The 20929-nt window shown below is 62.9% G+C and carries 22 protein-coding genes; 1 reads left to right on the top strand and 21 read right to left on the bottom strand.

Annotated elements, in window-relative coordinates; all coding sequences use genetic code 11:
- Positions 1-3: 3 nt before the first annotated feature.
- The 17 genes from ACT7DV_RS15190 to ACT7DV_RS15110 all read right to left on the bottom strand — a co-directional run bounded on the left by ACT7DV_RS15190 (position 4) and on the right by ACT7DV_RS15110 (position 15494).
- Positions 4-966 (bottom strand): aspartate carbamoyltransferase catalytic subunit, encoded by a 963-nt coding sequence (locus ACT7DV_RS15190; RefSeq protein ID WP_444663796.1) that lies wholly within the window; start codon positions 964-966, stop codon positions 4-6.
- Positions 963-1532, bottom strand: coding sequence for a bifunctional pyr operon transcriptional regulator/uracil phosphoribosyltransferase PyrR (gene pyrR / locus ACT7DV_RS15185; RefSeq protein ID WP_060701661.1), 570 nt, complete (start codon positions 1530-1532; stop codon positions 963-965). Before pyrR ends, ACT7DV_RS15190 begins: the two co-directional genes overlap by 4 nt.
- A gap of 264 nt (positions 1533-1796) precedes the next feature.
- Positions 1797-2357, bottom strand: coding sequence for a mycothiol transferase (locus ACT7DV_RS15180; protein ID WP_444663793.1), 561 nt, complete (start codon positions 2355-2357; stop codon positions 1797-1799).
- 123 nt (positions 2358-2480) lie between these two features.
- Positions 2481-2891 carry a transcription antitermination factor NusB gene (gene nusB, locus ACT7DV_RS15175; RefSeq protein ID WP_060701662.1) on the bottom strand — a complete coding sequence of 137 codons (411 nt, stop codon included), beginning with the start codon at positions 2889-2891 and terminating at the stop codon, positions 2481-2483.
- A complete protein-coding gene (gene efp / locus ACT7DV_RS15170; RefSeq protein ID WP_060701663.1) occupies positions 2891-3451 on the bottom strand; it encodes an elongation factor P in 561 nt (186 codons plus the stop codon). The genes nusB and efp overlap by 1 nt, the downstream gene beginning before the upstream one ends.
- A 110-nt stretch (positions 3452-3561) precedes the next feature.
- Positions 3562-4092 carry a hypothetical protein gene (locus tag ACT7DV_RS15165; RefSeq protein ID WP_060701664.1) on the bottom strand — a complete coding sequence of 177 codons (531 nt, stop codon included), beginning with the start codon at positions 4090-4092 and terminating at the stop codon, positions 3562-3564.
- A gap of 2 nt (positions 4093-4094) precedes the next feature.
- Positions 4095-5186: a 3-dehydroquinate synthase gene (aroB, locus tag ACT7DV_RS15160; RefSeq protein WP_444663790.1), complete on the bottom strand. Its 1092-nt coding sequence runs from the start codon at positions 5184-5186 to the stop codon at positions 4095-4097.
- Positions 5187-5265: 79 nt separating this feature from the next.
- Positions 5266-5754, bottom strand: coding sequence for a shikimate kinase (locus ACT7DV_RS15155; protein ID WP_444663788.1), 489 nt, complete (start codon positions 5752-5754; stop codon positions 5266-5268).
- A gap of 13 nt (positions 5755-5767) precedes the next feature.
- Positions 5768-6967 (bottom strand): chorismate synthase, encoded by a 1200-nt coding sequence (aroC, locus tag ACT7DV_RS15150; RefSeq protein WP_444663786.1) that lies wholly within the window; start codon positions 6965-6967, stop codon positions 5768-5770.
- 29 nt (positions 6968-6996) lie between these two features.
- Positions 6997-7839: a shikimate dehydrogenase family protein gene (locus ACT7DV_RS15145; protein ID WP_444663784.1), complete on the bottom strand. Its 843-nt coding sequence runs from the start codon at positions 7837-7839 to the stop codon at positions 6997-6999.
- A 29-nt stretch (positions 7840-7868) separates the two neighbouring features.
- Positions 7869-9266, bottom strand: coding sequence for an endolytic transglycosylase MltG (gene mltG / locus ACT7DV_RS15140; RefSeq protein WP_444663782.1), 1398 nt, complete (start codon positions 9264-9266; stop codon positions 7869-7871).
- 50 nt (positions 9267-9316) lie between these two features.
- On the bottom strand, positions 9317-9790 hold the full coding sequence (gene ruvX / locus ACT7DV_RS15135; RefSeq protein WP_444663780.1) for a Holliday junction resolvase RuvX: 474 nt from the start codon (positions 9788-9790) through the stop codon (positions 9317-9319).
- A complete protein-coding gene (gene alaS / locus ACT7DV_RS15130; protein ID WP_444663778.1) occupies positions 9783-12473 on the bottom strand; it encodes an alanine--tRNA ligase in 2691 nt (896 codons plus the stop codon). Before alaS ends, ruvX begins: the two co-directional genes overlap by 8 nt.
- Before the next feature lie 19 nt (positions 12474-12492).
- Positions 12493-12702: a hypothetical protein gene (locus ACT7DV_RS15125; protein WP_060701672.1), complete on the bottom strand. Its 210-nt coding sequence runs from the start codon at positions 12700-12702 to the stop codon at positions 12493-12495.
- Between the two features lie 77 nt (positions 12703-12779).
- Entirely contained in the window at positions 12780-13151 is a 372-nt protein-coding gene (locus tag ACT7DV_RS15120; RefSeq protein WP_060701673.1) for a DUF948 domain-containing protein, read from the bottom strand.
- A gap of 124 nt (positions 13152-13275) precedes the next feature.
- Positions 13276-13899, bottom strand: a complete 624-nt coding sequence (gene rpsD, locus ACT7DV_RS15115; RefSeq protein WP_060701674.1) for a 30S ribosomal protein S4 — start codon at positions 13897-13899, stop codon at positions 13276-13278.
- A 188-nt stretch (positions 13900-14087) separates the two neighbouring features.
- Positions 14088-15494 carry a replication-associated recombination protein A gene (locus tag ACT7DV_RS15110; protein WP_444663775.1) on the bottom strand — a complete coding sequence of 469 codons (1407 nt, stop codon included), beginning with the start codon at positions 15492-15494 and terminating at the stop codon, positions 14088-14090.
- Between the two features lie 83 nt (positions 15495-15577).
- Between ACT7DV_RS15110 and dtd the strand changes: the two genes are divergently transcribed.
- Positions 15578-16015, top strand: coding sequence for a D-aminoacyl-tRNA deacylase (gene dtd / locus ACT7DV_RS15105; protein WP_444663773.1), 438 nt, complete (start codon positions 15578-15580; stop codon positions 16013-16015).
- Here dtd and ACT7DV_RS15100 read toward each other — a convergent pair.
- The 4 genes from ACT7DV_RS15100 to hisS all read right to left on the bottom strand — a co-directional run bounded on the left by ACT7DV_RS15100 (position 16012) and on the right by hisS (position 20814).
- Positions 16012-16341: a PadR family transcriptional regulator gene (locus ACT7DV_RS15100; RefSeq protein ID WP_444663771.1), complete on the bottom strand. Its 330-nt coding sequence runs from the start codon at positions 16339-16341 to the stop codon at positions 16012-16014. The two genes, dtd and ACT7DV_RS15100, sit on opposite strands and share 4 nt — an antisense overlap.
- On the bottom strand, positions 16334-17452 hold the full coding sequence (locus ACT7DV_RS15095) for a hypothetical protein (protein ID WP_444663769.1): 1119 nt from the start codon (positions 17450-17452) through the stop codon (positions 16334-16336). The genes ACT7DV_RS15100 and ACT7DV_RS15095 overlap by 8 nt, the downstream gene beginning before the upstream one ends.
- A gap of 148 nt (positions 17453-17600) precedes the next feature.
- The gene (aspS, locus tag ACT7DV_RS15090) at positions 17601-19400 is read right to left on the bottom strand and encodes an aspartate--tRNA ligase (protein ID WP_444663767.1); all 1800 of its coding nucleotides are present in this window, start codon (positions 19398-19400) and stop codon (positions 17601-17603) included.
- Positions 19401-19491: 91 nt separating this feature from the next.
- Entirely contained in the window at positions 19492-20814 is a 1323-nt protein-coding gene (gene hisS, locus ACT7DV_RS15085; protein ID WP_444663765.1) for a histidine--tRNA ligase, read from the bottom strand.
- Positions 20815-20929: the final 115 nt, after the last annotated feature.

The following is a 20929-nucleotide window of genomic DNA, read 5'->3' as shown; positions in this document are numbered from 1 at the left end:
CTTTCAGATCAGGTCGCCGGAGAGGAGCATGTAGAGGCTGGCCATGCGCACGGCCACGCCATTGGTGACCTGGTCGAGCACGGTGGAACGCGGTGAATCCGCGGCGGCCGAGGAGATTTCCAGGCCCCGGTTCATCGGGCCCGGGTGCATGATCAGCGTTTCGGCGCCGCTGGAATCCAGCTGGCCCAGGCGCGCATCATCCAGCCCCCAGTAGCGCGAGTACTCGCGGGGGTTCGGGAAGTAGGCGGCGTTCATGCGCTCGCCCTGGACACGCAGCATCATCAGCGCATCAACGCCCGACGCGATCACTGCGTCCAGGTCGTAGCTGATGGTGCAGGGCCAGGAGTGCGCACCCACCGGCAGCAGGGTTGGTGGGGCCACCATGGTGACCTCGGCGCCCAGGGCGTTCAGCAGCCAGAGGTTGGAGCGGGCCACGCGGGAATGCAGAATATCCCCGACGATCGCGACCTTCAGCCCATCCAGGCCCTGTCCGGCCGGGCTGGTGCCATTGCGCAAGGCCACCTGGCGGCGCAGGGTGAATGCGTCCAGCAGCGCCTGGGTGGGGTGTTCGTGGGTGCCATCGCCAGCGTTGACGATCGGCAGGCCGATCCAATCAGTGGCAGCAAGGCGGGCCGGGGCCCCCGAGTCCGGGTGGCGGATGACTACCGCGTCGGCGCCGATGGCCAACAGGGTCTGCGCGGTGTCCTTCAGCGATTCGCCCTTGGAGACGCTCGATCCCTTCGCGGAGAAGTTGATGACGTCAGCGCTCAGGCGCTTGGCGGCAGCCTCGAATGAGATGCGGGTTCGGGTGGAGTCCTCGAAGAAGAGGTTCACCACGGTGCGTCCGCGCAGCGCCGGCAGCTTCTTGATGGCACGGGTTCCGGATTCGCGCATTTCCTCGGCGATATCCAGGATGGAGATGGCTTCTTCGCGGGTCAAATCCGCGGTGGATAGCAGGTGCTTCACGCTACGCCCTCGATCATCACTTCGTTGGTTCCGTCGATTTCGGCCAGGTGCACACGCACCTTTTCGCTCTTGGCGGTGGGCAGGTTCTTGCCCACATGGTCGGCGCGGATGGGCAGTTCGCGGTGGCCGCGGTCCACGAGCACGGCGAGGCGGACGATGCGCGGACGGCCCCAGTCGGCGAGGGCATCCAGTGCGGCGCGAATAGTGCGGCCGGAGTAGAGCACGTCGTCAACCAGCACCACGACTTTGCCGTCGATCCCGCCGGCAGGAAGCCGGGTCGGCGACGGGGTGCGCGTGGTGGAGTGGCGGAGGTCATCGCGGTACATGGTGATGTCGAGCTGGCCGACAAGAGCTGCCGGATCGAGATCGCCGGGCGCGGAAGCGGCGATGCGCTGCGCCAAGCGCTGGGCCAGCGGGAAACCGCGGCTGGGAATGCCCAGGAGCACTAGGTCGTCTGTGCCCTTATTGGCTTCGATGATCTCGAAAGCCACGCGAGTGAGTACACGATCGATATCGTCGCCGGTAAGCACCGTGCGCGACACATCTGGCACTGAATTTTCATTCATGCTGTGCACCTCTCCCTTCTCCGCCTCACAGGACGGGATTTAAAGGAATATTGCTACCTCAAATTATCATGAGCCGGCAGCGATTCCCTAGCGGAAAGCTATGCATGACACTGGATGATCGGTGAGATGCGCCACCTGGTGACGTGCCTGCCATGGGCGCACCGGCGATTTACTGCAGATCGGCGCGCGGATCGGGCTTCTAGGCCAGCTGCTGTTGGCTTTGGCACATCCGCTGGGCAGCTGTTCGGTGCTAGAGCCGGCGCACTATTGCCCCACGCGCCCGTCAATGCGTTCGCGCAGCAAATCCGCGTGGCCGCAATGCCGGGCATATTCTTCGATCCGGTGCACCTGCAGCTCGCGCACGATCACCTCTTCCCTGCCAACACGCTGCCCGAGGTCCGCAAAGTTCGCCAGCGCCCGGTCCGTGGCGTGCTGCTCTTCATGGAGAATCTGCAGTGCTTGGGCGAGGCATTCAGGCTCGGGCCGCACCCCGTCGAAATCCGCACCGTGCCCGCCGTAGATCGGTGCAATCCTCTTGCCGTCGCTGATCCAATTGCGCCAGTCGCGTTCGACTTCGCCCAGATGGCGCAGGAGTCCGAGCAAGGACATGGTCGAAGGAGGCACAGAGCGTCGGGCCAGCTGCCCGGGCGCCAGGCCTTCGCATTTCAGCTCCAGGGTGAGCCTGTAATCCCGAAGATATCTGGCGTAGGTTTCCTGCTCCCCTGCTGGATCCGGCTCGTTTGTATCCCTGGGGTCCTGATCGGGGTCCAGCCACATGTCGGGAAGCTGCACCGATTCGCTCCATCGTTCAGGTACGTGGTTCATCCCGCCATTCTTGCCGGGCGGATCGACCATGGCAAGAGAATGTTCCAGGGCGCAAAAAAGCCTGGGCCGGAAAACCCCGCGAAAGGGAGTTCCGACCCAGGCTTCTGGGACTGGGAAACGATCTTAGTCGACCAGGGTGTCCTTGACGCTCTGGATCCGGCCCAGTACGCCGTTGACGAATTCCGGGGACTCGTCGGTGGAGAGCTCGCGAACATTAACCACGGCTTCTGCCACGGCTACTGCATCGGGAACATCATCGTTGTAGAGCAATTCCCAGACGCCGATGCGCAGGGCAGCGCGGTCAACGGCCGGCATGCGCTCGATGGTCCAGTCCTTGACGTAGCTTTCCAGCACTTCGTCGATGCGGTCCAGATGGGCCATGACGCCTTCGACGATCGTCAACGAGTACTCATTGAGCACGATGTCCGAGTTTTCCCGGCGCGAGATGGCAACACCCATGGGGTCGACATCGCGGGCTTCAGCCTCAAACAGGAATTCGAGGGCTCGGCGACGGGCTTTGGCGCGGGCTCTCACTAGTTGACACGACCCAGGTAGTCGCCGGTGCGGGTGTCAACCTTGACCTTGGTGTTCTGCTCGACGAACAGCGGAACCTGGATTTCCTTGCCGGTTTCCAGGGTTGCTGGCTTGGTGCCGGCCGAGGAGCGGTCGCCCTGCAGGCCAGGCTCGGTGTAGGTGATTTCCAGAACGACCGAAGCTGGCAGTTCCAGGTACAGCGGGCTGCCATCGTGCATGGCGATGGTCAGTTCCTGGTTTTCCAGCATGTAGCCAGCGGTCTCGCCCACGGTTTCGCCCGGGACGGTGATCTGGTCATAGTCTTCCAGGTTCATGAAGACGTAGTCGTCGCCATCCTGGTAGAGGTACTGGTAATCGCGGCGGTCAACAGTTGCGGTTTCGATCTTGGTTCCGGCGTTGTAGGTCTTGTCGACCACCTTGCCGCTCATCACGTTGCGCATCTTGGTGCGGACGAAAGCGCCGCCCTTGCCTGGCTTGACGTGCTGGAAGTCGATGATGGTCCAGAGCTGGCCCTCGATCTTCAGAACCACGCCATTTTTAATGTCAGTTGTATCCGCCACGTTTCCTCAATCCTCTATTGACACCAGCATGCACTGGCATTATCAAAAATCCATCTACAAGTTTACCCTACTCGGCCTCGGGCCGTTAGGGTTGCGCGCGGTGGCGCTCGTTACTGCGCGGCCCGCTCTTCGGCGATATTCAGGCAGATGCTCGATGCGTTGACCAGGTAGGCGTCATCGCCCAGCTCGATGCGCAGGTCCATCGCCTTGCGGAAACGCGTCGCCGCGGCCTTGAAATCGCCCTTCGCGAAGAAGGAAAGACCCAGGTGGTGGTGCATCAGCGGTTCGTAATCGGTGCCGGCGAACTCTTCGGAGAGCTTGCGCAGCCGATTGATCGCGCGATCAAAATCGCCCTGCATCCGGGTCAGCTCGGTATCGAGCACGCGCAGGTGCGCGTTGGTTGGATCGATCAGCCGGGATTCAGCGATCAGTTCGCCGGCGTCGGCAAGATCGCCGCGAGCCAACAGGATCATGACCTGGTCGGTAGGGGAACCAACCTGCATCTGGTGCTGCGCGGCCTGTTCGTCGGCGACGTAGGGCTTGAGGGTTACCGGGTCGATCAGGACGCCGTTGACCGAAGTCCCGACACCTTCCCGGTTTACCGATGCGACATCAATGGCGTATGCGGTGTGGTCGCCCATTTTCACTCCCCGATTTCCTGGTAAGCCGCGAACAGCAGCGAGTTATCCGGCACTTCGTAGATGCGCGGCTTGCCGATCTCTTCGAGCACGACGAAGCGCAGCTGGTTGCCGCGCGCCTTCTTGTCCCGCTTCATGCCATCGAGCAAAGCGGCCCAGCGGTCGTTGCGGTAGCTCGTTGGCAGTCCCAGCGAGGTCAAGATGCTCACATGGCGATCGGCGATCGCATCGGAGGTGTAGCCAACGGAGCGGCCCAGCTCGGCAGCGAAGCACAGTCCGATGGACACCGCGGCGCCGTGGCGCATCTGGTAGCGCTCGGCCAGCTCGATGGCATGGGCCAGGGTGTGGCCGTAGTTCAAGAATTCGCGATCGCCCGATTCCTTCAGGTCGCGGGAGACCACGTCGACCTTCACGGCGATGGTGCGTTCGATCAGCTCGCGCAGGCGGGCGCTGGCCGGGTTGATGGCGTCTTGCGGATCTTCTTCGATCAGTTCCAGAATGCGCTCATCGGCGATGAATCCGGTCTTGACGATTTCGGCCATGCCGGTGACCAGTTCGTTCTTCGGCAACGTGGCCAGGGCGTCGAGGTCCGCGAGCACGGCGGCAGGTGGGTGGAATGCGCCCACCAGGTTCTTGCCTTCGGCGGTATTGATGCCGGTCTTGCCGCCTACCGCGGCGTCGACCATGGCCAGCAGGGAGGTCGGAATGTGAATGACCTTGACCCCGCGCAGCCAGGTGGCTGCCACAAAACCGGCCAGGTCGGTGACGGCGCCGCCGCCAACGGAGATGACCGCGTCGCTGCGGGTGAAATCATTCTTGCCCAGAACTTCCCAGCAGAAGGAAGCCACCTGGATGTGCTTGCCTTCTTCGGCATCCGGGATCTCTGCGGTCAGTGCTTCCAGGCCGGCATTGGCCAGTTCATCACGAACCACGTCGCCGGTGGTGCGCAGCGCGCGAGGGTGGATCACCAAAACCTTCTTGACCGAAGGTCCGAGCAGTTCGGGCAGGTGCCCCAACAATCCGTTGCCAACCAGTACTGGGTACGATTCGGCGGCCGTGTCTCCCGAGACCTTTAAAGTGGTCGGTGCTAATGGCATCAGTCTTGTTCCTCCTGATGGTGCTGATTTGTCTAGCGTACGCGTGGGATTGTCGAGATCTGGCATCTCGTGGCGCTAATCACAGCTGTTCGAGTTGCGGCAAAATCTCTTCGACAATTTGTAGAACAGACTTTCCGTCAACCACAACGTGCACGTCAGCCAGCATTTCGTAAATGGGGCGGCGCTTTTCGTAGACCGAAGCCCAGACAGTGAGTGCTTCATCACCTGCCAGCAATGGCCGGTTGGAGTCCGCCTTGATTCGCTCGGCCGCTGCCTGCATGCCCAGCTCCAGGTAGATGACGGTGCCGCGGGAAAGCAGCTGCTGGTTCTCCTCGCGGAGCACCGCGCCGCCGCCGGTGGCGACGACCCCGGTGAGCAGGCGCGCCAGGGCCTGGACTTCCAGGTCGCGGAAATGCGCTTCTCCGTGTTCGGCAAAAATTTGCGGAATCGTGCCGTGATGAGCCACGACCGTCGCGTCGGAATCGGCGAAACTGGTTGATAAGGCCGTGGCCAGTGACCTGCCCACGGTGGACTTGCCACTGGCCATCGGACCAATGAGGTAAATCATTGACGAATGCTTCCTAGACGCCGGTCGATCCCAGGTTATCCGGGATGCTGGCCAGGTAGGAGTCGATATTGCGCTTGGTTTCCGCAACCGAGTCGCCGCCGAACTTCTCGAGCAGGGACTGGGCGAGCACCAGGGCAACCATGGCTTCGGCAACCACGCCGGCAGCCGGGACTGCACAGACATCTGAACGCTGGTGGTGCGCGGTGGTGTCTTCGCCGGTTGCGGTGTCGACGGTGCGCAGGGCGCGGGGAACGGTCGCGATCGGCTTCATGCCGGCGCGCACGCGCAGCACCTCGCCGATGCTCATGCCGCCCTCAATGCCGCCAGCGCGATTGGAATTGCGCTTGATGCTGCCATCTTCAGCGTGCACGATCTCATCGTGGGCGGCCGAGCCGCGGCGCGCCGCGGTTTCAAAACCGTCGCCTACTTCCACGCCCTTGATGGCCTGGATGCCCATCAATGCGGCGGCCAGGCGTGCGTCCAGGCGGCGGTCCCAGTGCACGTAGGATCCAATGCCCGGAGGCAGGTTGTAGGCCAAGACCTCAACCACGCCGCCGAGGGTCTCCCCCGCCTTGTGCGCGTCGTCGACCTCGGCCACCATGGCCTGGCTGGTTGCCTGGTCGAAGCAGCGCAGTGGATCGGCATCGAGCGCTTCAATATCCGCAGCGGTCGGCAGCGGGGCATCAGCCGGAGCCGAAATAGCGCCAACGGCGGTGGTGTGCGACACCAATTCGATGCCAAGGTCGTTCAGGAAACGGGAGGCTACCGCGCCCAAGGCCACGCGGGCCGCGGTTTCGCGGGCGCTGGCTCGTTCCAGGATCGGGCGGGCATCGTCGAAACCGTATTTCTGCATGCCCGTGAAGTCGGCGTGGCCCGGGCGCGGACGGGTCAATGGCGCATTGCGCGCCAGCGAAGCCAGCTCGTCGAGGTCCACTGGATCCGCGCTCATGACGCGTTCCCACTTGGGCCATTCGGTGTTCCCGATTTCAATGGCCACCGGACCGCCCTGGGTCTTGCCGTGGCGCACGCCGCCAAGGAAAGTGACCTGGTCCTTTTCAAACTTCATCCGCGCGCCGCGGCCGTAGCCGAGGCGGCGACGCGCTAATGCTTCGCGTACAACTTCGCTATCCACCGATACTCCGGCAGGTAGCCCTTCAAGAATTCCAACAAGTGCCGGGCCATGCGATTCGCCCGCGGTCAACCAACGCAACATGTCCTCCATTTTGCCATGACCTGAAGCAATTACTGGTGTCGGGCCAGTCCCAAGGAGTCATACATCGCATTTGTGACGTCAACACGACGCTGCTCATCCCAGGCTGCACCGGCAAACAGGCGCACCTGTTCCACTGCCTGGTGCACCAGCATGTGAAGCCCGGAAATGACCTGGCCTTGCCATGAGGCAGCCAGTTTGGAGGGCCATGGATCGTAGGCCACATCGAGCAGGATCCCGTTGCCGGAACCGATAGCAGGCACCCATTCATCGCCCGCGTGCGGCGGCAGCGTGCTGAAAACCAAGGGCATCAGGCGCAACTGATCGGACAGCTCGCGTGTGATGCCGGAAATTTCGTGGACGACCGGGTGCAGGCCCAGTTCCTTGGCCAGGTCCACGGCGCGCTGGGAGCGCTGAATGGAACGAACGACCAGGGTGACGCGCTCAACGCCAAGCTCGGCACAGGCCTGCAGGGCCGCTAGCGAGGTATTGCCCGACCCCAGGATCATGGCCTGGTCGGCGGCGGTCATCGAAAAATCGGCCAGGGCCTGGACCAGGCCGTCGATGTCGGTATTCTCCCCGAACAGCGTTCCGTCCTCGCGCACCACGATGGTGTTCAGGGCGCCAAGTTGCCGCACGCGGGCAGAAACCTCGTCCATGAGCGGCACAAAGGCATCCTTCAGCGGCATGGTCACCGACGATCCGGCCCATCCCCCTGAGCGCAGGCGTGCAACGTGTTCGGCGCACTGTTCGGGCACGAGGTCGATGGCCTCATAATTCAGCGGCGCGCCCAACAGCTGGTAGGCGGTGCGGTGCAGCACCGGTGACTTGGAGTGGCCGACCGGGTGGCCCAGTACGGCAGCCTGCTTTATCAATTCACATACTTTCTGCGTTGCTGCTGCGCTTAGCAGACATCCGAATTCTGTTGGCACCATGCCCGGAATTCAGCCTGGTTGCGCTGATGTTCGGCGTAGCTGGAAGCGAACTTGGTTTCGCCCGTTTCGATGTTTACGGTCACCCAGTAGTAGTAGCCGTTATCCTGCGGGTTGGCCGCAGCCTTGATCGCCGAGGTGGCGGGTGAGCCGATCGGCGTCGGGGTCAGGCCCTTATGCACGTAGGTGTTGTACTTGTTGGCGGCGTCCTTGCGCTCGGCCTGGCTGAACTGCAAGCTGTAGCGGTCCAAGCCGTAGATCACCGTGGAATCCACCTGGAGCAGGCCATGGGTTTCCTTGTTGGCGGGATTCAGCCGGTTCTCGATGGCTCCGGCCACGGTGGCATAGTCCTTCTCGCGGGCTTCTGCCTGCAGGATGGAGGCTACCTTCAGGGTGCGGTAGCCCTTCTCGAGGTCGGTGATGCCGGCGTCCTTGAGGGTGTTCTTGGTGGACCTGACCATTTTGGCCAGCACTTCCTTGGGGGTGCTGTCCAGGGCGAAACGGTATTCGCCCGGGTGCAGCCAGCCCTCGAGGTTCGACACAGAGGAAGGAAGTCCGAACTTTTCCGGTTGTCCAGCCAGTTTTTCCAAGTCGGCAAGCTTGAGCCCGGAGCCCTTGGCGATCTCCTCCAGCGCCGCGTTCAGGCGCAAGTTCGCCTTGAGCCCGATGTAGAACACCTTGCCAGGGCGATTATCGACCAGGATTTCAGCAGCATCGGCTGCCGGCATCTGGGATTTGAGCTGGTAGGTTCCCGGGTGGACGACCTTATTGGCGCGTTCGGAGTTCTCCACGGCCTTGATCAGCAGCTTGTCGTTGGAAATGACGTCCAGGTCCTCGAGCTTGCGTGAGATCGCGCCCAGGCCCCAGCCGTCTTCCACGGTGAATTCGACCGTGGCGCCGCCCGGGCCGGGATAGTCATCCGGGTTGAACTGCTTGACCAAGGACTTGACGAAGTAGAAGGAGCCGGCGACAACCAGGGCAAAAATCACCACGGTGGCCAGCATCACCAGGTTGCGCTTCCGGCGAGTCTTTTTGCGCCGCAGCTTATTGAATGCTTCATCGCCCTGGTCGAGCAGCCCATTGCGGTGCAGGGCGTCCTGCTGTTCGATGACCGGAGTCTGCGCGGTATGCGCAGCGGCCAGAGTGGGCAGGAACCGGGTATGGGTTTCCTGCCCATCCTGGTCATCGGCGCTTGCCATGGCAGTATCCGGCGCCGGGTCGCCATCGGTGGAAGCACCGAGATAGTGGTCCAGCCCGGTCAGCTCAGGAGTCGACGGTTCAGCGATGTGTTGCCCTTGGCCTGCCGCGAAGCTCTCGTAGAGGGCACGAAGAGTTTCGCGTTGCCGTTCTTGACGGGCTTCTTCTCGCATCAACTCTCATTTCTCGGTTTGGCACCGAACTGGGCCGCGACGTGCGGGATCTATTTCATGACGATCCGGCTGGCCTGGACACGGACGTTGTTCCGACGCATTTCCAGCACTTGCTGCAGGATCTCGGTGGCAGCGACCTGGTCGACAACCTTTCGATGATCCTCCATCTTACGGCCTGAGGCGTGCAACGCGCGATGGGCGTTGACGGTGCTCAATCGCTCGTCGACCAGAAAAATCTCAAGCTCGATATTGGATCTATCGGCTTCTTCGGCCAAGGCAATAGCGTAGTCACGGGCCATTTTGGTGGATTCGGTATCATTGCCGGCCAAGGATTTCGGCTCGCCGATGAATACTTCGCCCACATTCCGGTCTGTGATGATCCTCAGGAGCATCCGGCGATCTGAATTTTTCTTCGCATCCCGGCGCAGGGTCATGACCGGCGTGGCTAGGATGCCCGAGGGATCTGAGATGGCGACGCCGACGCGGGCCAGGCCCACGTCGACGCCGAGTGCCACTTTAGCCATTGGCCAAAGCCGCCCGAATGGCATCCAGCGCTTCGTCGATCTTTGAAGCGTCCTGGCCGCCGCCCTGGGCCATATCGTCCTTGCCGCCGCCGCCGCCGCCGAGCACACCGGTAGCGGTGCGCACCAGCGCGCCGGCCTTGAAGCCGTTGGCACGGGCGTCATCGTTGGTGACGGCCAGGACCAGCGGCCGGCCGTTGGCCACACCGATCAGCACAATGACTGCTGCTTCGGTGCCAAGCTTGCCGCGCAGATCCAGCGCCATGGTGCGCAGGGCATCCGCGGAGTCGATGGTCCCTGCGTTATGGGCCAACAGGCGGGTCGAGCCGATGGTCACCACCTTTTCCAGCAGGGCTGCGGACTGGGCGAGCATGGCCTGGCTCTTGAGCTCGGCGATCTGCTTTTCGGCGGCCTTGAGCTTGGCAACGGTGTCATTGACGCGCTCGGACACCTGGCTGGAAGGAACCCGGAACAGGCCCGAGAGTTCGGAAACCAGGGCACGCTCGGCAGCGCCGTGGCGGAAGGCCTCCATGCCGACCAGGGCCTCGACGCGGCGGTTGCCCGAACCGACCGAGGCCTCGGAGAGCAGGGTCAGCTGGCCGATGCGGGCGGTGGTGTCCACGTGGGTGCCACCGCACAGCTCGCGCGACCAGGCGCCGTTCATTTCCACCACGCGCACGTCGTTGGAGTACTTCTCGCCGAACAGGCTCATCGCGCCGAGCTTCTTGGCCTCGGACAGCGCCATCTCGTTGGTGACCACCTGGTAGTTCGAGGCGATGGCCAGGTTGACTGCCTCTTCGACTTCGCTGCGAGCCGCAGCGGAGAGGGCCTCGGCCCAGGAGAAGTCGAAGCGCAGGTAGCCGGCCTTGTTGAAGGACCCGGCCTGGGTGGCCGTTGGGCCAAGCAGCTCGCGCAGCGCGGCGTGCACCAGGTGGGTGGCCGAGTGGGCTTGCTCCCCCGAACGGCGGCGCACGGCGTCGACCTGGGTGCGCACCAATGCCTCGGCAGGAAGCTCGCCCTCGCGCACGATCACCTTGTGCACGTTCAGGCCCTTGACCGGCGCCTGCACGTCGGTGACCTCCAGCACGAAGCCGTCGCCGGTGATCAGGCCGCTGTCGCCAGCCTGGCCGCCGGACTCGGCATAGAACGGGGTCTCATTGAGCACCAGGTCGATTTCCTGGCCCTGCTCGGCGTAAGGGACCACTTGGCCGTCGCGGATGATGCCGCGGATGGTCGACTCGCCTTCCAGCGTGTCGTAGCCGGTGAAGTGCACGCTGCCGGCGTCGGCCAGCTTGTTGTACACCGTCAGGTCGGCGTGGCCGGCCTTCTTGGCCTTGGCGTCCTTCTGCGCACGGGTGCGCTGCTCGTTCATCAGCTCGCGGAAGCGCGGCTCGTCCACGGACAGGCCAGCCTCGGCAGCGATTTCCAAGGTGAGGTCAATCGGGAAGCCATAGGTGTCGTGCAGGGTGAAGGCGTCGTCTCCGGAGAGGTTGGCTCCTTCTTCCTTGGCGTGGTTCAGCGCCTCGTCGAGGCGGGTGGTGCCCGAAGCGATGGTGCGGCGGAAGGCGCGCTCCTCGGCATAGGCGATGCGGGCGATGCGCTCGAAGTCGTTCTCCACCTCTGGGTAGACGCCCTTCATGGCGTCGCGGGAGACAGGAAGCAGCTGCGGGAGCACTTCGCTGTCCACGCCCATCAGGCGCATGGCGCGCACGGCGCGGCGGATTAGCCGGCGCAGCACGTAGCCGCGGCCCTCGTTGCCCGGGGTGACCTGGTCGGAGATCAGCATCAGCGAGGAGCGGATGTGGTCGGCGATCATGCGCAGGCGCACGTCATTGGCGTGGTTGGGGTCCGCTGGATCCTCGGTGGAGGTGTAGGCGACCCCGGCAAGCTCGGCGGCCTTGTCGAGCACCGGACGGACCTGGTCGGTCTCGTACATGTTCTCGACGCCCTGCAGGATCATGGCCAGACGCTCAAGGCCCAGGCCGGTGTCGATATTGCGCTTGGGCAGTTCGCCGGCCACGTCGAAGTCGGTCTTGGAGCGCACCGCGGAGAGGCGGTACTGCATGAACACCAGGTTCCAGATCTCGATATAGCGGGTCTCGTCGACCGCCGGGCCGCCTTCTTGGCCGTACTGGGCACCGCGGTCGTAGTAGATTTCCGAGCAGGGACCGCCGGGGCCGGGCTGGCCGGTGTTCCAGTAGTTGTCTTCCTTGCCGGTGCCGACCACGCGCTCGGTCGGGATGCCGATCTCTTCTTCCCAGATGCGGCGGGCTTCAAGGTCCTTCTCATCGCCGTCTTCGTAGACGGTGACCCAGAGGCGTTCCTTGTCTAGGCCGTAGCCTCCGGCTTCAACCGGGCTGGTCAGCAGCTCCCAGGCGAAGTGGATGGCGTCCTTCTTGAAGTAATCGCCGAAGGAGAAGTTGCCGCACATCTGGAAGAAGGTGCCGTGTCGCACGGTCTTGCCGACTTCTTCGATGTCGCCGGTGCGGATGCACTTCTGCACCGAGGTCGCACGAGTGTAGGGGGCTTCTTCGCGGGCGGTCAGGTACGGGATGAAGGGAACCATGCCGGCCACAGTGAACAACAGCGATGGGTCGGATGAGACCAGCGAGGCGCTGGGCACCGCCGTGTGGCCCTTAGAGACGAAAAAGTCGACCCACCGACGGGCAATTTCCTGCGTTTTCATCGTGTTACGGATGATCCCTTCACTTAGCGGCGTCCACGCCCAAGGCGGAACGTAATTCTTCTTCTCTGGCGGTCATTCCCTGATGGAAGGCTTCCAGATATTCGGCAACACGGTCGGCGTACTTGCCGACCTGGCGATTGAGCGCTGCACCGGATTTAACGTCAGCGTATTTCCTGGTTGCGAGCACTCCAACGCCCACTCCAATAGAAACCCACAAGAACTTTTTCATTCTAGTCTCCTTGGCGGCCTTCAATGGGCCGTCCGTCGTTCAGCGCGCCGATACGTGTTCGATCGAACAGCTCTGGCTTAGCGGCTGCGGCGTGCTTTGCCGCTCGGCTTGGTGTTCATCGCGGCTTTCACGCCTTCGGTGAACGCGGCCGCCTTGATCAGCGGCTTGCCTACAGTGGCTGCGATCAGCGAGGACAGCGCGGAAACATTGGCGGTGGCATCAGAAACGTTATTGGTGATCGTATCGACCTTCTTGAGCTGGTCGTTGGTGGTCGCCACGGTGTTGGCGACTTCTCCGATCAACGGGGTGGTGCCATCGGCAACGTCCCTGATCGATTTGCGCAGCTCGTCGAACACCTTGCCCAACTTGATGATCGGCACAGCCAGCAGCACTACTAGTACAACAAATGCGCCGGCGGCGATGAGCCCTGCAATATCCGAACCCGACATGTGCTTCCTCTTCTGCTTGGGTTTTTGGTGCCAGTCCACCTTATCGAAGTCAGAGCCCAGATAGGTAGTTAAGCGACAAGCCCGCAACCGTTGGACGGTTGCGGGCTTGGAACTAGCGCACGGTTTAGCGTGCGTAGTACTCGACCACGAGGTTCTCTTCGCAGGTCACTGGGATCTCTGCACGCTCAGGAGCGCGCAGGTAGGTAGCCTGAAGGGCTTCCAGCTTTACGTCCAGGTAAGCAGGAACAGCTGGCAGCACCTTAGCGTGCTCACCTGCTGCAGCCATCTGGAATGGAACCATCTTTTCGCTCTTCTCGTGTACGTGGATCAACTGACCCGGCTGTACCTTGAAGGATGGGCGGTCTACACGCTGGCCGTTGACCAGGATGTGGCGGTGCACGACCAGCTGGCGAGCCTGCTGGATGGTGCGGGCGAAGCCTGCACGCAGAACCAGGGCGTCCAAGCGGGACTCGAGCAGTGCCAGCAGGTTGTCACCGGTCTGGCCGCCGAGGCGCTTTGCTTCCTTGAAAGCGTTCAGCATCTGAACTTCGCGGATGCCGTACTGGGCACGCAAACGCTGCTTTTCGCGCAGACGCACTGCGTAGTCGCTGTCCTGCTTCTTACGGGCGCGGCCATGCTGGCCTGGACCGTATGGACGGCGCTCCATGTACTTTTCAGCTTTAGGGGTCAATGCAAGGCCGAGCGCACGCGAAAGGCGTACGGTGCGGCGGGCACGGGCGTTAGCCATTGATGTGTCCTTTTCGTTCAGCGACGGTATCTACTGGCCTCCAGGATGGAGAGTGTGTGGGCGTCGCGTCCCTGCTACACTGCAACCTTGCTCCGTTGGCCGATCACTCGGAATCCGGGCAGGGCTTGCCAGCCAAAGATCAAGTCTACACGAAAGGAATTAGCCTCGGGCTGAGGCATAGCGCACAATCAGTGCTTGCGCGCCCCGCGTACCGGGTCCTTGCCGCGGATGATCTCGCGAAGCCGGGCCAGGCGCGTTCCGATGGTCTTCTCGGCGCCGTTGATGGTCGGCGTGTAGTAGTTGGTGCCGACCAGATCGTCGGGCAGGTATTGCTGGGTGGCGATCGAGTGCGGCGCGTCATGGGCGTAGATGTAGCCCACGCCGTGGCCCAATTGCTTGGCTCCTGGATAGTGCGCGTCGCGCAGGTGGTCCGGAACCAGCGAGCCCTTGCCTTCGGAAACGTCGGCCAAGGCGGCGTTGATCGCGTTGTACGACGCATTGGATTTTGGCGCGGTCGCAAGATGCACGGTGGCTTGGCCCAGCATGATCCGCGCTTCGGGCATGCCGGTGAGCTGCACCGATTGGGCTGCGGCCACGGCCAGGGGCAGGGCGGTGGGATCTGCCATGCCGATGTCTTCGCTGGCCGAGATCATCAGGCGGCGGGCGATGAAACGCGGGTCCTCCCCCGCAGAGAGCATGCGCGCAAGGTAGTGCAGGGCGGCGTCAACGTCGGAGCCCCGGATGGATTTGATGAAGGCCGAGATGATGTCGTAGTGCTGATCGCCGTCCTTGTCATAGCGCTGCACGGCCTGGTCCATGGCCAACTGGACATGGTCGGCGGTGATTTGCACCGGTGGGTCCACTTCGGTGCCGGCGGCATTCCATGCGACGGCCCCGGCCGCCTCGAGCACGGTCAGCGAGCGGCGAGCATCGCCCTGCGCCAGGCGGACGATGGCGTCGCGCTGCTCGTCATCCAGCTGGACCTGCCCGTTGAATCCGCGCTCGTCTTCGATGGCGCGTTCCAGCAGGGCCGCGAGGTCACCATCGGTCAGCGGGCGCAGGGTCAGCAGCAAGGAGCGCGAGAGCAACGGGGAAATCACCGAGAAGGACGGATTTTCGGTAGTGGCGGCGACCAGCACGACCACCCGGTTTTCGACTCCGGGAAGCAGCGCATCCTGTTGGGCCTTGTTGAAGCGGTGGATCTCGTCGAGGAAAAGGACCGTGGTCATCCCGCGCAGGTCGCGGTCGTCCTTGGCCTGCTCGATGACCCGGCGCACATCCTTGACGCCTGCGGTAATGGCCGAGAGCTCGACAAATTTCCGGTTGGTAGCCCTTGCAATGACATGGGCGATGGTGGTCTTGCCGATGCCCGGCGGGCCGTAGAGGATCACGCTGGCAGGCCCAGCCAGGCCTGTTTCAGGATTCTCGGCCAGCTGCCGCAAGGGCGAGCCCGGACCGAGCAGGTGCTGCTGCCCGACCAGTTCCTCGAGCGAGCGCGGGCGCATCCGTACCGCCAGTGGCGGGCGGGGCCGGTTGACTTGGGCCTCGCGCGCGTCCTGCGGATCATCGGTCAGGGAATCGAACAAATCGCTCACCGTCCAAGCCTACCGATATTCTGGTGTCAATGCGGTACCGGCCCTACGCCCGCCGCTTATTGCCTATTGAGAGGAATTTCTGCATGCGCGCCGTCGTCCAGGTCGCCAGCACCGCCCGCGTTGAAGTTGAAGGGGAAATTGTCGGGCAGCTCGACTCCCCTGGCTTGGTGATCCTGCTGGGCGTGACCCACGACGACGACCAGGCCATAGCGCGCAAGGTCGCCGAGAAGATCTGGCAGCTGCGCATCATGGAGGATGAAACCTCGGCGGCCGGCATTCATGCCCCGCTGCTGGTGATCAGCCAGTTCACCCTCTATGGCTCGGTGCGCAAGGGCCGGCGCCCTTCTTGGTCCAATGCCGCGCCCGGCCCGGTGAGCGAGCCGCTCTACGAATACTTCGTGCAGTACCTGCGTGAACTCGGATCGCACGTTGAGACCGGGCGGTTCGGGGCAATGATGGATGTGTCGCTGACCAATACCGGCCCGTTCACCATGATCGTCGATTCGGCGGACCTGGCCTAGCTGCCGGCAGCCTTCACCAGCTGCGCGAGCATCTCGAAGCTTGCGCGCTGCGCATTCAGCTCGGTTTGGCCGGTGGCGGAGAGCTCGTAGACTTTCCGTCCGGGCCCGCCCCGGCCTTCTTCCCATCGGGTTTCCACGAAGCCCGAGGCTTCCAGCTTCGCCAGCGCGGGATACAGCGTTGCGCCCTTGACCGGCCCGAAACCGCGTTCTTGCAAGGTTTTGGACAGCGCGTAGCCGTGGGCTTGCCCGGACGATAATTCAGCCAGCAGGAGCATTGGGAGCATGGCGCGCTGCCAGCTGCCGGGAAATGGCGAGTCCTTACTCATTGCGCCCTTCTTCCAGGCCGCGGGCATGGGCCCGCCTTTGGGCTAGTTTAGAGTCCACGTATTCTGAGCGGTTTGCGGGGCGCAATTCGCAGAGCGAAACCACCGCGAAAATCGCAACGCATACTGCGAAGAAGATGTCCCATCCGCTTCGGTCCGGGGCAAGCGCCTCCGGCAGCAGGCTTGTGCCGTACAAGAATACGAGTAGCAATGGCAGCAACCGGAGTACGAGCCATCGTCGCTGCAACGCCCTGGCGGTGTTGACTCCCAGTCCGATGGCGAATTCGTCTGGGGTGCCGAATTCCTCAACTATCGATGCTTCGCCTTCTGCCCTGCACATATTCGACCAGTGCTCGCGGGCAGGTGCCATGACTGACACCGCCTCTTTAGCTCGCATTCCATAGCGTCCGCGCAGCAAGCGCGTGGATTCGGCAAACCACGCTTCCGGATCAGAAAAAGCTGTGGCTTCGCTGCGCGTTGCTTCGGGCTCATCCTTGAATGGCAGCCAAAACGCGCCGATAGCCAGGGCTATCCCGAGGATCGGTGCTAGCCAGTTGGGCATTGGCAGGGCTTGTTCACCACCTAGCGTGGCGATGAGTGCGGCCACTGCGATGGATACCGCTACTCCGGTCACGCCTAGCGCCCAAGATCGCGCGAATTTGCCTTTCACGCGGTAGAACCACCACAGGTGAGCGGATAAGGCGATTCCCGTGCCTGCGCACAAGGCCGCTAGCTGCCAATAGTGCCACGAGTTCGCAGTCCATCCGTCACGGAATCCGACCCAAGTGCCAAAACCGGTGCATAGCAGGCCAACACCAATTCCGAGTCCAACGAGCAGCAGAACGCTGCTGTTGACCGGCATCTCCGAGTCCGCCAGCTGTTGCGGCGTCAACCGCGCGTAAGCCCGGGCTTCACCGTATTCGAGGGGGGCGCCAAAAAGATCTTCTGCATCTTCACCGCTGTCCCGGATGATAGCCAAAGCATTTTCCAGTTCCTGGACGCTCTGCGAATCATTCAAGTCATGGAGCAGCATGGCAAGCCTGAAGTCCTGCGCCCAATTGCGGTCGCGCGCCGGGTATTGCTCGACGATGTGCTGGGGTTCTGCCGCGGCCAAGAAGTCTCCTTGCAGTGAAATAACTAGTATGAAAACTAACCTAGTATTAAAATCAGCATTAATCCACGCCGTGGCCTATTTTGAGGCAAAAAGAAGCCAGATGGAACGCGTAAGTGCGTTCCATCCGGCTTCTTATAGCTGCGTAAGCCTACTTGGCTTCAGTCGTGGCTTCGGTCTCTTCGGCCTTCTTCTTCTCAGGCTTGAAGTCGATGCCGGCTTCCTTGCGCTGCTGCGGGGTGATCGGTGCAGGAGCAGCGGTCAGCGGGTCGAAACCTCCACCGGTCTTCGGGAAGGCGATGACGTCGCGGATGGACTCCGAGTTGGTCAGCAGCTGCAGCACGCGGTCCCAGCCCAGGGCAATGCCGCCATGCGGCGGGGCGCCATACTTGAAGCCCTCGAGCAGGAAACCGAACTGGGTGTCGGCCTGCTCCTGGGTCACGCCCATGAGCTTGAAGACGCGCTCCTGCACATCGCGCTGGTGGATACGGATCGAACCGCCGCCGATTTCGTTGCCGTTGCACACGATGTCATAGGCGTAGGACAGTGCCGAGGCAGGGTCGGTGTCGAAGGTGTCCATGAACTCCGGCTTGGGGCTGGTGAACGCGTGGTGCACAGCGGTCCAGGCGCCGGCGCCCACGGCCACGTCGCCCGAGGCCACGGCATCCGAAGCGGCTTCGAACATCGGTGCGTCGACGATCCAGACGAAGGCCCAGTCGCCTTCCTTGATCAACCCGGTGCGGTGGCCGATCTCGACACGAACCGAGCCGAGCAGGGCGCGGGATTCGTTCTTCTTGCCCGCGGAGAAGAAGATGCAGTCGCCGGCAGAGGCGCCGGTGGCAGCGGCCAGTCCGGCCTTCTCTTCATCCGAGAGGTTCTTGGCCACTGGGCCGGCCAGCTCGCCATCTTCCTTGATCAGCACGTAGGCAAGGCCCTTGGCACCGCGCTGCTTGGCAAATTCCTGCCAGGCATCCAGGGTGCGGCGCGGCTGCGAAGCGCCGCCAGGCATGACTACGGCGCCGACGTACTCGGAATGGAAGACCTTGAAGGAGGTGTTCGCGAAGTACTCGGTCATTTCGGTCAGTTCCAGGCCGAAGCGCAGGTCCGGCTTGTCCGAACCGTACTTGGCCATGGCCTCCGAGTACGCCATGCGGCGGATCGGGGTCGGGACCTGCACGTCGATCAGGTTCCACAGCTCGGTGACCAGCTTCTCGCCGAGCTCGATGATGTCATCTTCCTCGACGAACGAGGCCTCGATGTCCAGCTGGGTGAACTCCGGCTGGCGATCCGCGCGGAAGTCCTCATCGCGGTAGCAGCGGGCGATCTGGTAGTACTTCTCAAAACCGCCGACTTGCAGCAGCTGCTTGAACAGCTGCGGGGACTGCGGCAGCGCGTACCAGCTGCCCGGGGCCAGGCGGGCCGGCACGACGAAGTCGCGGGCGCCTTCCGGGGTGGAACGGGTCAGCGTCGGGGTCTCGATCTCGATGTAGCCCGCATCGTGCAGCAGGTTGCGTGCTACGCGGTTGGCCTCGGAGCGCAGGCGGATGTTGCGGGCCGGGGTCGGGCGGCGCAGGTCCAGGTAGCGGTGGCGCAGGCGCGCCTCTTCGCCGACCTCGACATGCTCGTCAACCTGGAAAGGCAGCGGGGCGGCGGTGTTCAGCACGGTCACGGTGTCCGCGATGACCTCGATCTGCCCGGTAGGCAGGTTCGGGTTCTCGTTGCCTTCCGGCCGGCGCTCCACGGTGCCGGCGATCTGCAGCACGAACTCATTGCGCAGCGGGTGGAAGTCCTCTTCATCGCGCACGACAACCTGGGCTACGCCCGAGGCATCGCGCAAATCCAGGAAGGCGACACCGCCGTGGTCACGGCGACGCGCGACCCAGCCGGTGAGGGTGACCTGCTGTCCAATGTGCTCGGCGTTCAATTCGCCCAGCTGATGAGTGCGTAGCACTACGATCCTTTCGGTCGGTTGGGAAAGTTTCTCCCCATGAAGTTTAGTGCACCGCAAGGCGGTGCAGGTGCGGGCGGCCAAGCCCGAAGCGTTAGCTGATGGCGATCTTCAGGTCTTCGGCGTTGGGCATCCAGGTGGCCGGCTCGGCTGCGACCTGCTCGCCGGAGCGGATGTCCTTGACCTCGTGGGTGCCATCGGCCTGGGTGAACCAGACGAAGGGAATCCCCCGGCGATCGGCGAATTTGATCTGCTTGCCGAACTTCTCAGCGCTGGCTGCGACTTCGCAAGCGATCCCGCGCCCGCGCAGCTGCGAGGCGACGTCCTGGGCCTCGTGCCAGGAATCGTCATTGGCCAGCGTGACATATACCACTGATGGCACGCTGCGGCTGGCGGTGACTACTTCTTCAGCCAGGATGCGCGAGACCAGGCGGGTGACGCCGATGGACAGGCCAACGCCCGGGTAGTTCTTCTTGCCCTTGGAAGCCAGCGATTCGTAGCGCCCGCCCGAGCAGATCGAACCCAGGGATTCGTGGCCGACCAGCACGGTTTCGTAGACGGTGCCGGTGTAGTAGTCCAGGCCGCGGGCAATGGACAGGTCCGCCATCACCTTGCCCGGGGCGCGCTTCGAGGCCGCGTCGATCACCTGGGAGAGTTCATCCAGGCCGGTGTCCAGCAGCTCGTGCTCAACACCCAGGGCGCGGACTTGGTCAACGAAGGAGGTGTCCATGGTGCGGATCTTGGCCAGCGCCAAGGCCGCCTCGGCCTGTTCGCGCGTCGCGCCCACTTCTTCCACGAGAATCTTTGCGACCGCGTTATCGCCGATCTTTTCCAGCTTGTCGATGGCGCGCAACACGGCATCCGGATCATCCAGGCCCAAGCCGCGGTAGAAGCCTTCGGCCAGCTTGCGGTTGTTCACGCGCAAGCGGAAGTCCCCGATCGGCAGCGCGGAGAGCGCATCGGCAATGGTCAACGCCAATTCGACGTCATAGCTGAACGGCAAGGTGCCATCGCCGACCACGTCGATGTCGGCCTGGGTGAATTCGCGGAAGCGGCCATCCTGAGGGCGTTCGCCGCGCCAGACCTTCTGCATCTGGTAGCGGCGGAAGGGAAAGGCCAGGTGTCCGGCGTTCTCCACCACATAGCGGGCGAAGGGCACGGTGAGGTCGAAGTGCAGGGCCAGGGCGTTGGGATCGTTCTTGTCGTCCTCGGCGGCCAGGCGCGAAAGTCCATAGACTTCCTTGTCGATTTCGCCCTTGCGCAACAATTGGGCGCGGGTTTCAACTGCACGGGTCTCGATATTGGCGAAACCATGTAGTTCAAAAACATGACGCAAGGTGTCCAGCACGTGCTGTTCAACAGCCCGTTCAGCTGGAAGCCATTCTGGGAAACCTGAAAGTGAGGCCTTGCGTGCCATGAAACTCCTTAGTGCAAATTGGGCTACCAAACCATCTTAAGCCTGTTTTGCAAGAAACCTGTGCACGTCGGCTTACTAAGAAACGGAGGTCACAGGTAGAGTTGGCTAAAGCAAG

It is taken from the genome of Glutamicibacter sp. TV12E, from assembly GCF_052441935.1.
Lineage (GTDB): Bacteria > Actinomycetota > Actinomycetes > Actinomycetales > Micrococcaceae > Glutamicibacter.
The sequence above is the reverse complement of the archived record's forward strand: the minus strand, read 5'-3'. Positions and strand labels throughout refer to the sequence as shown.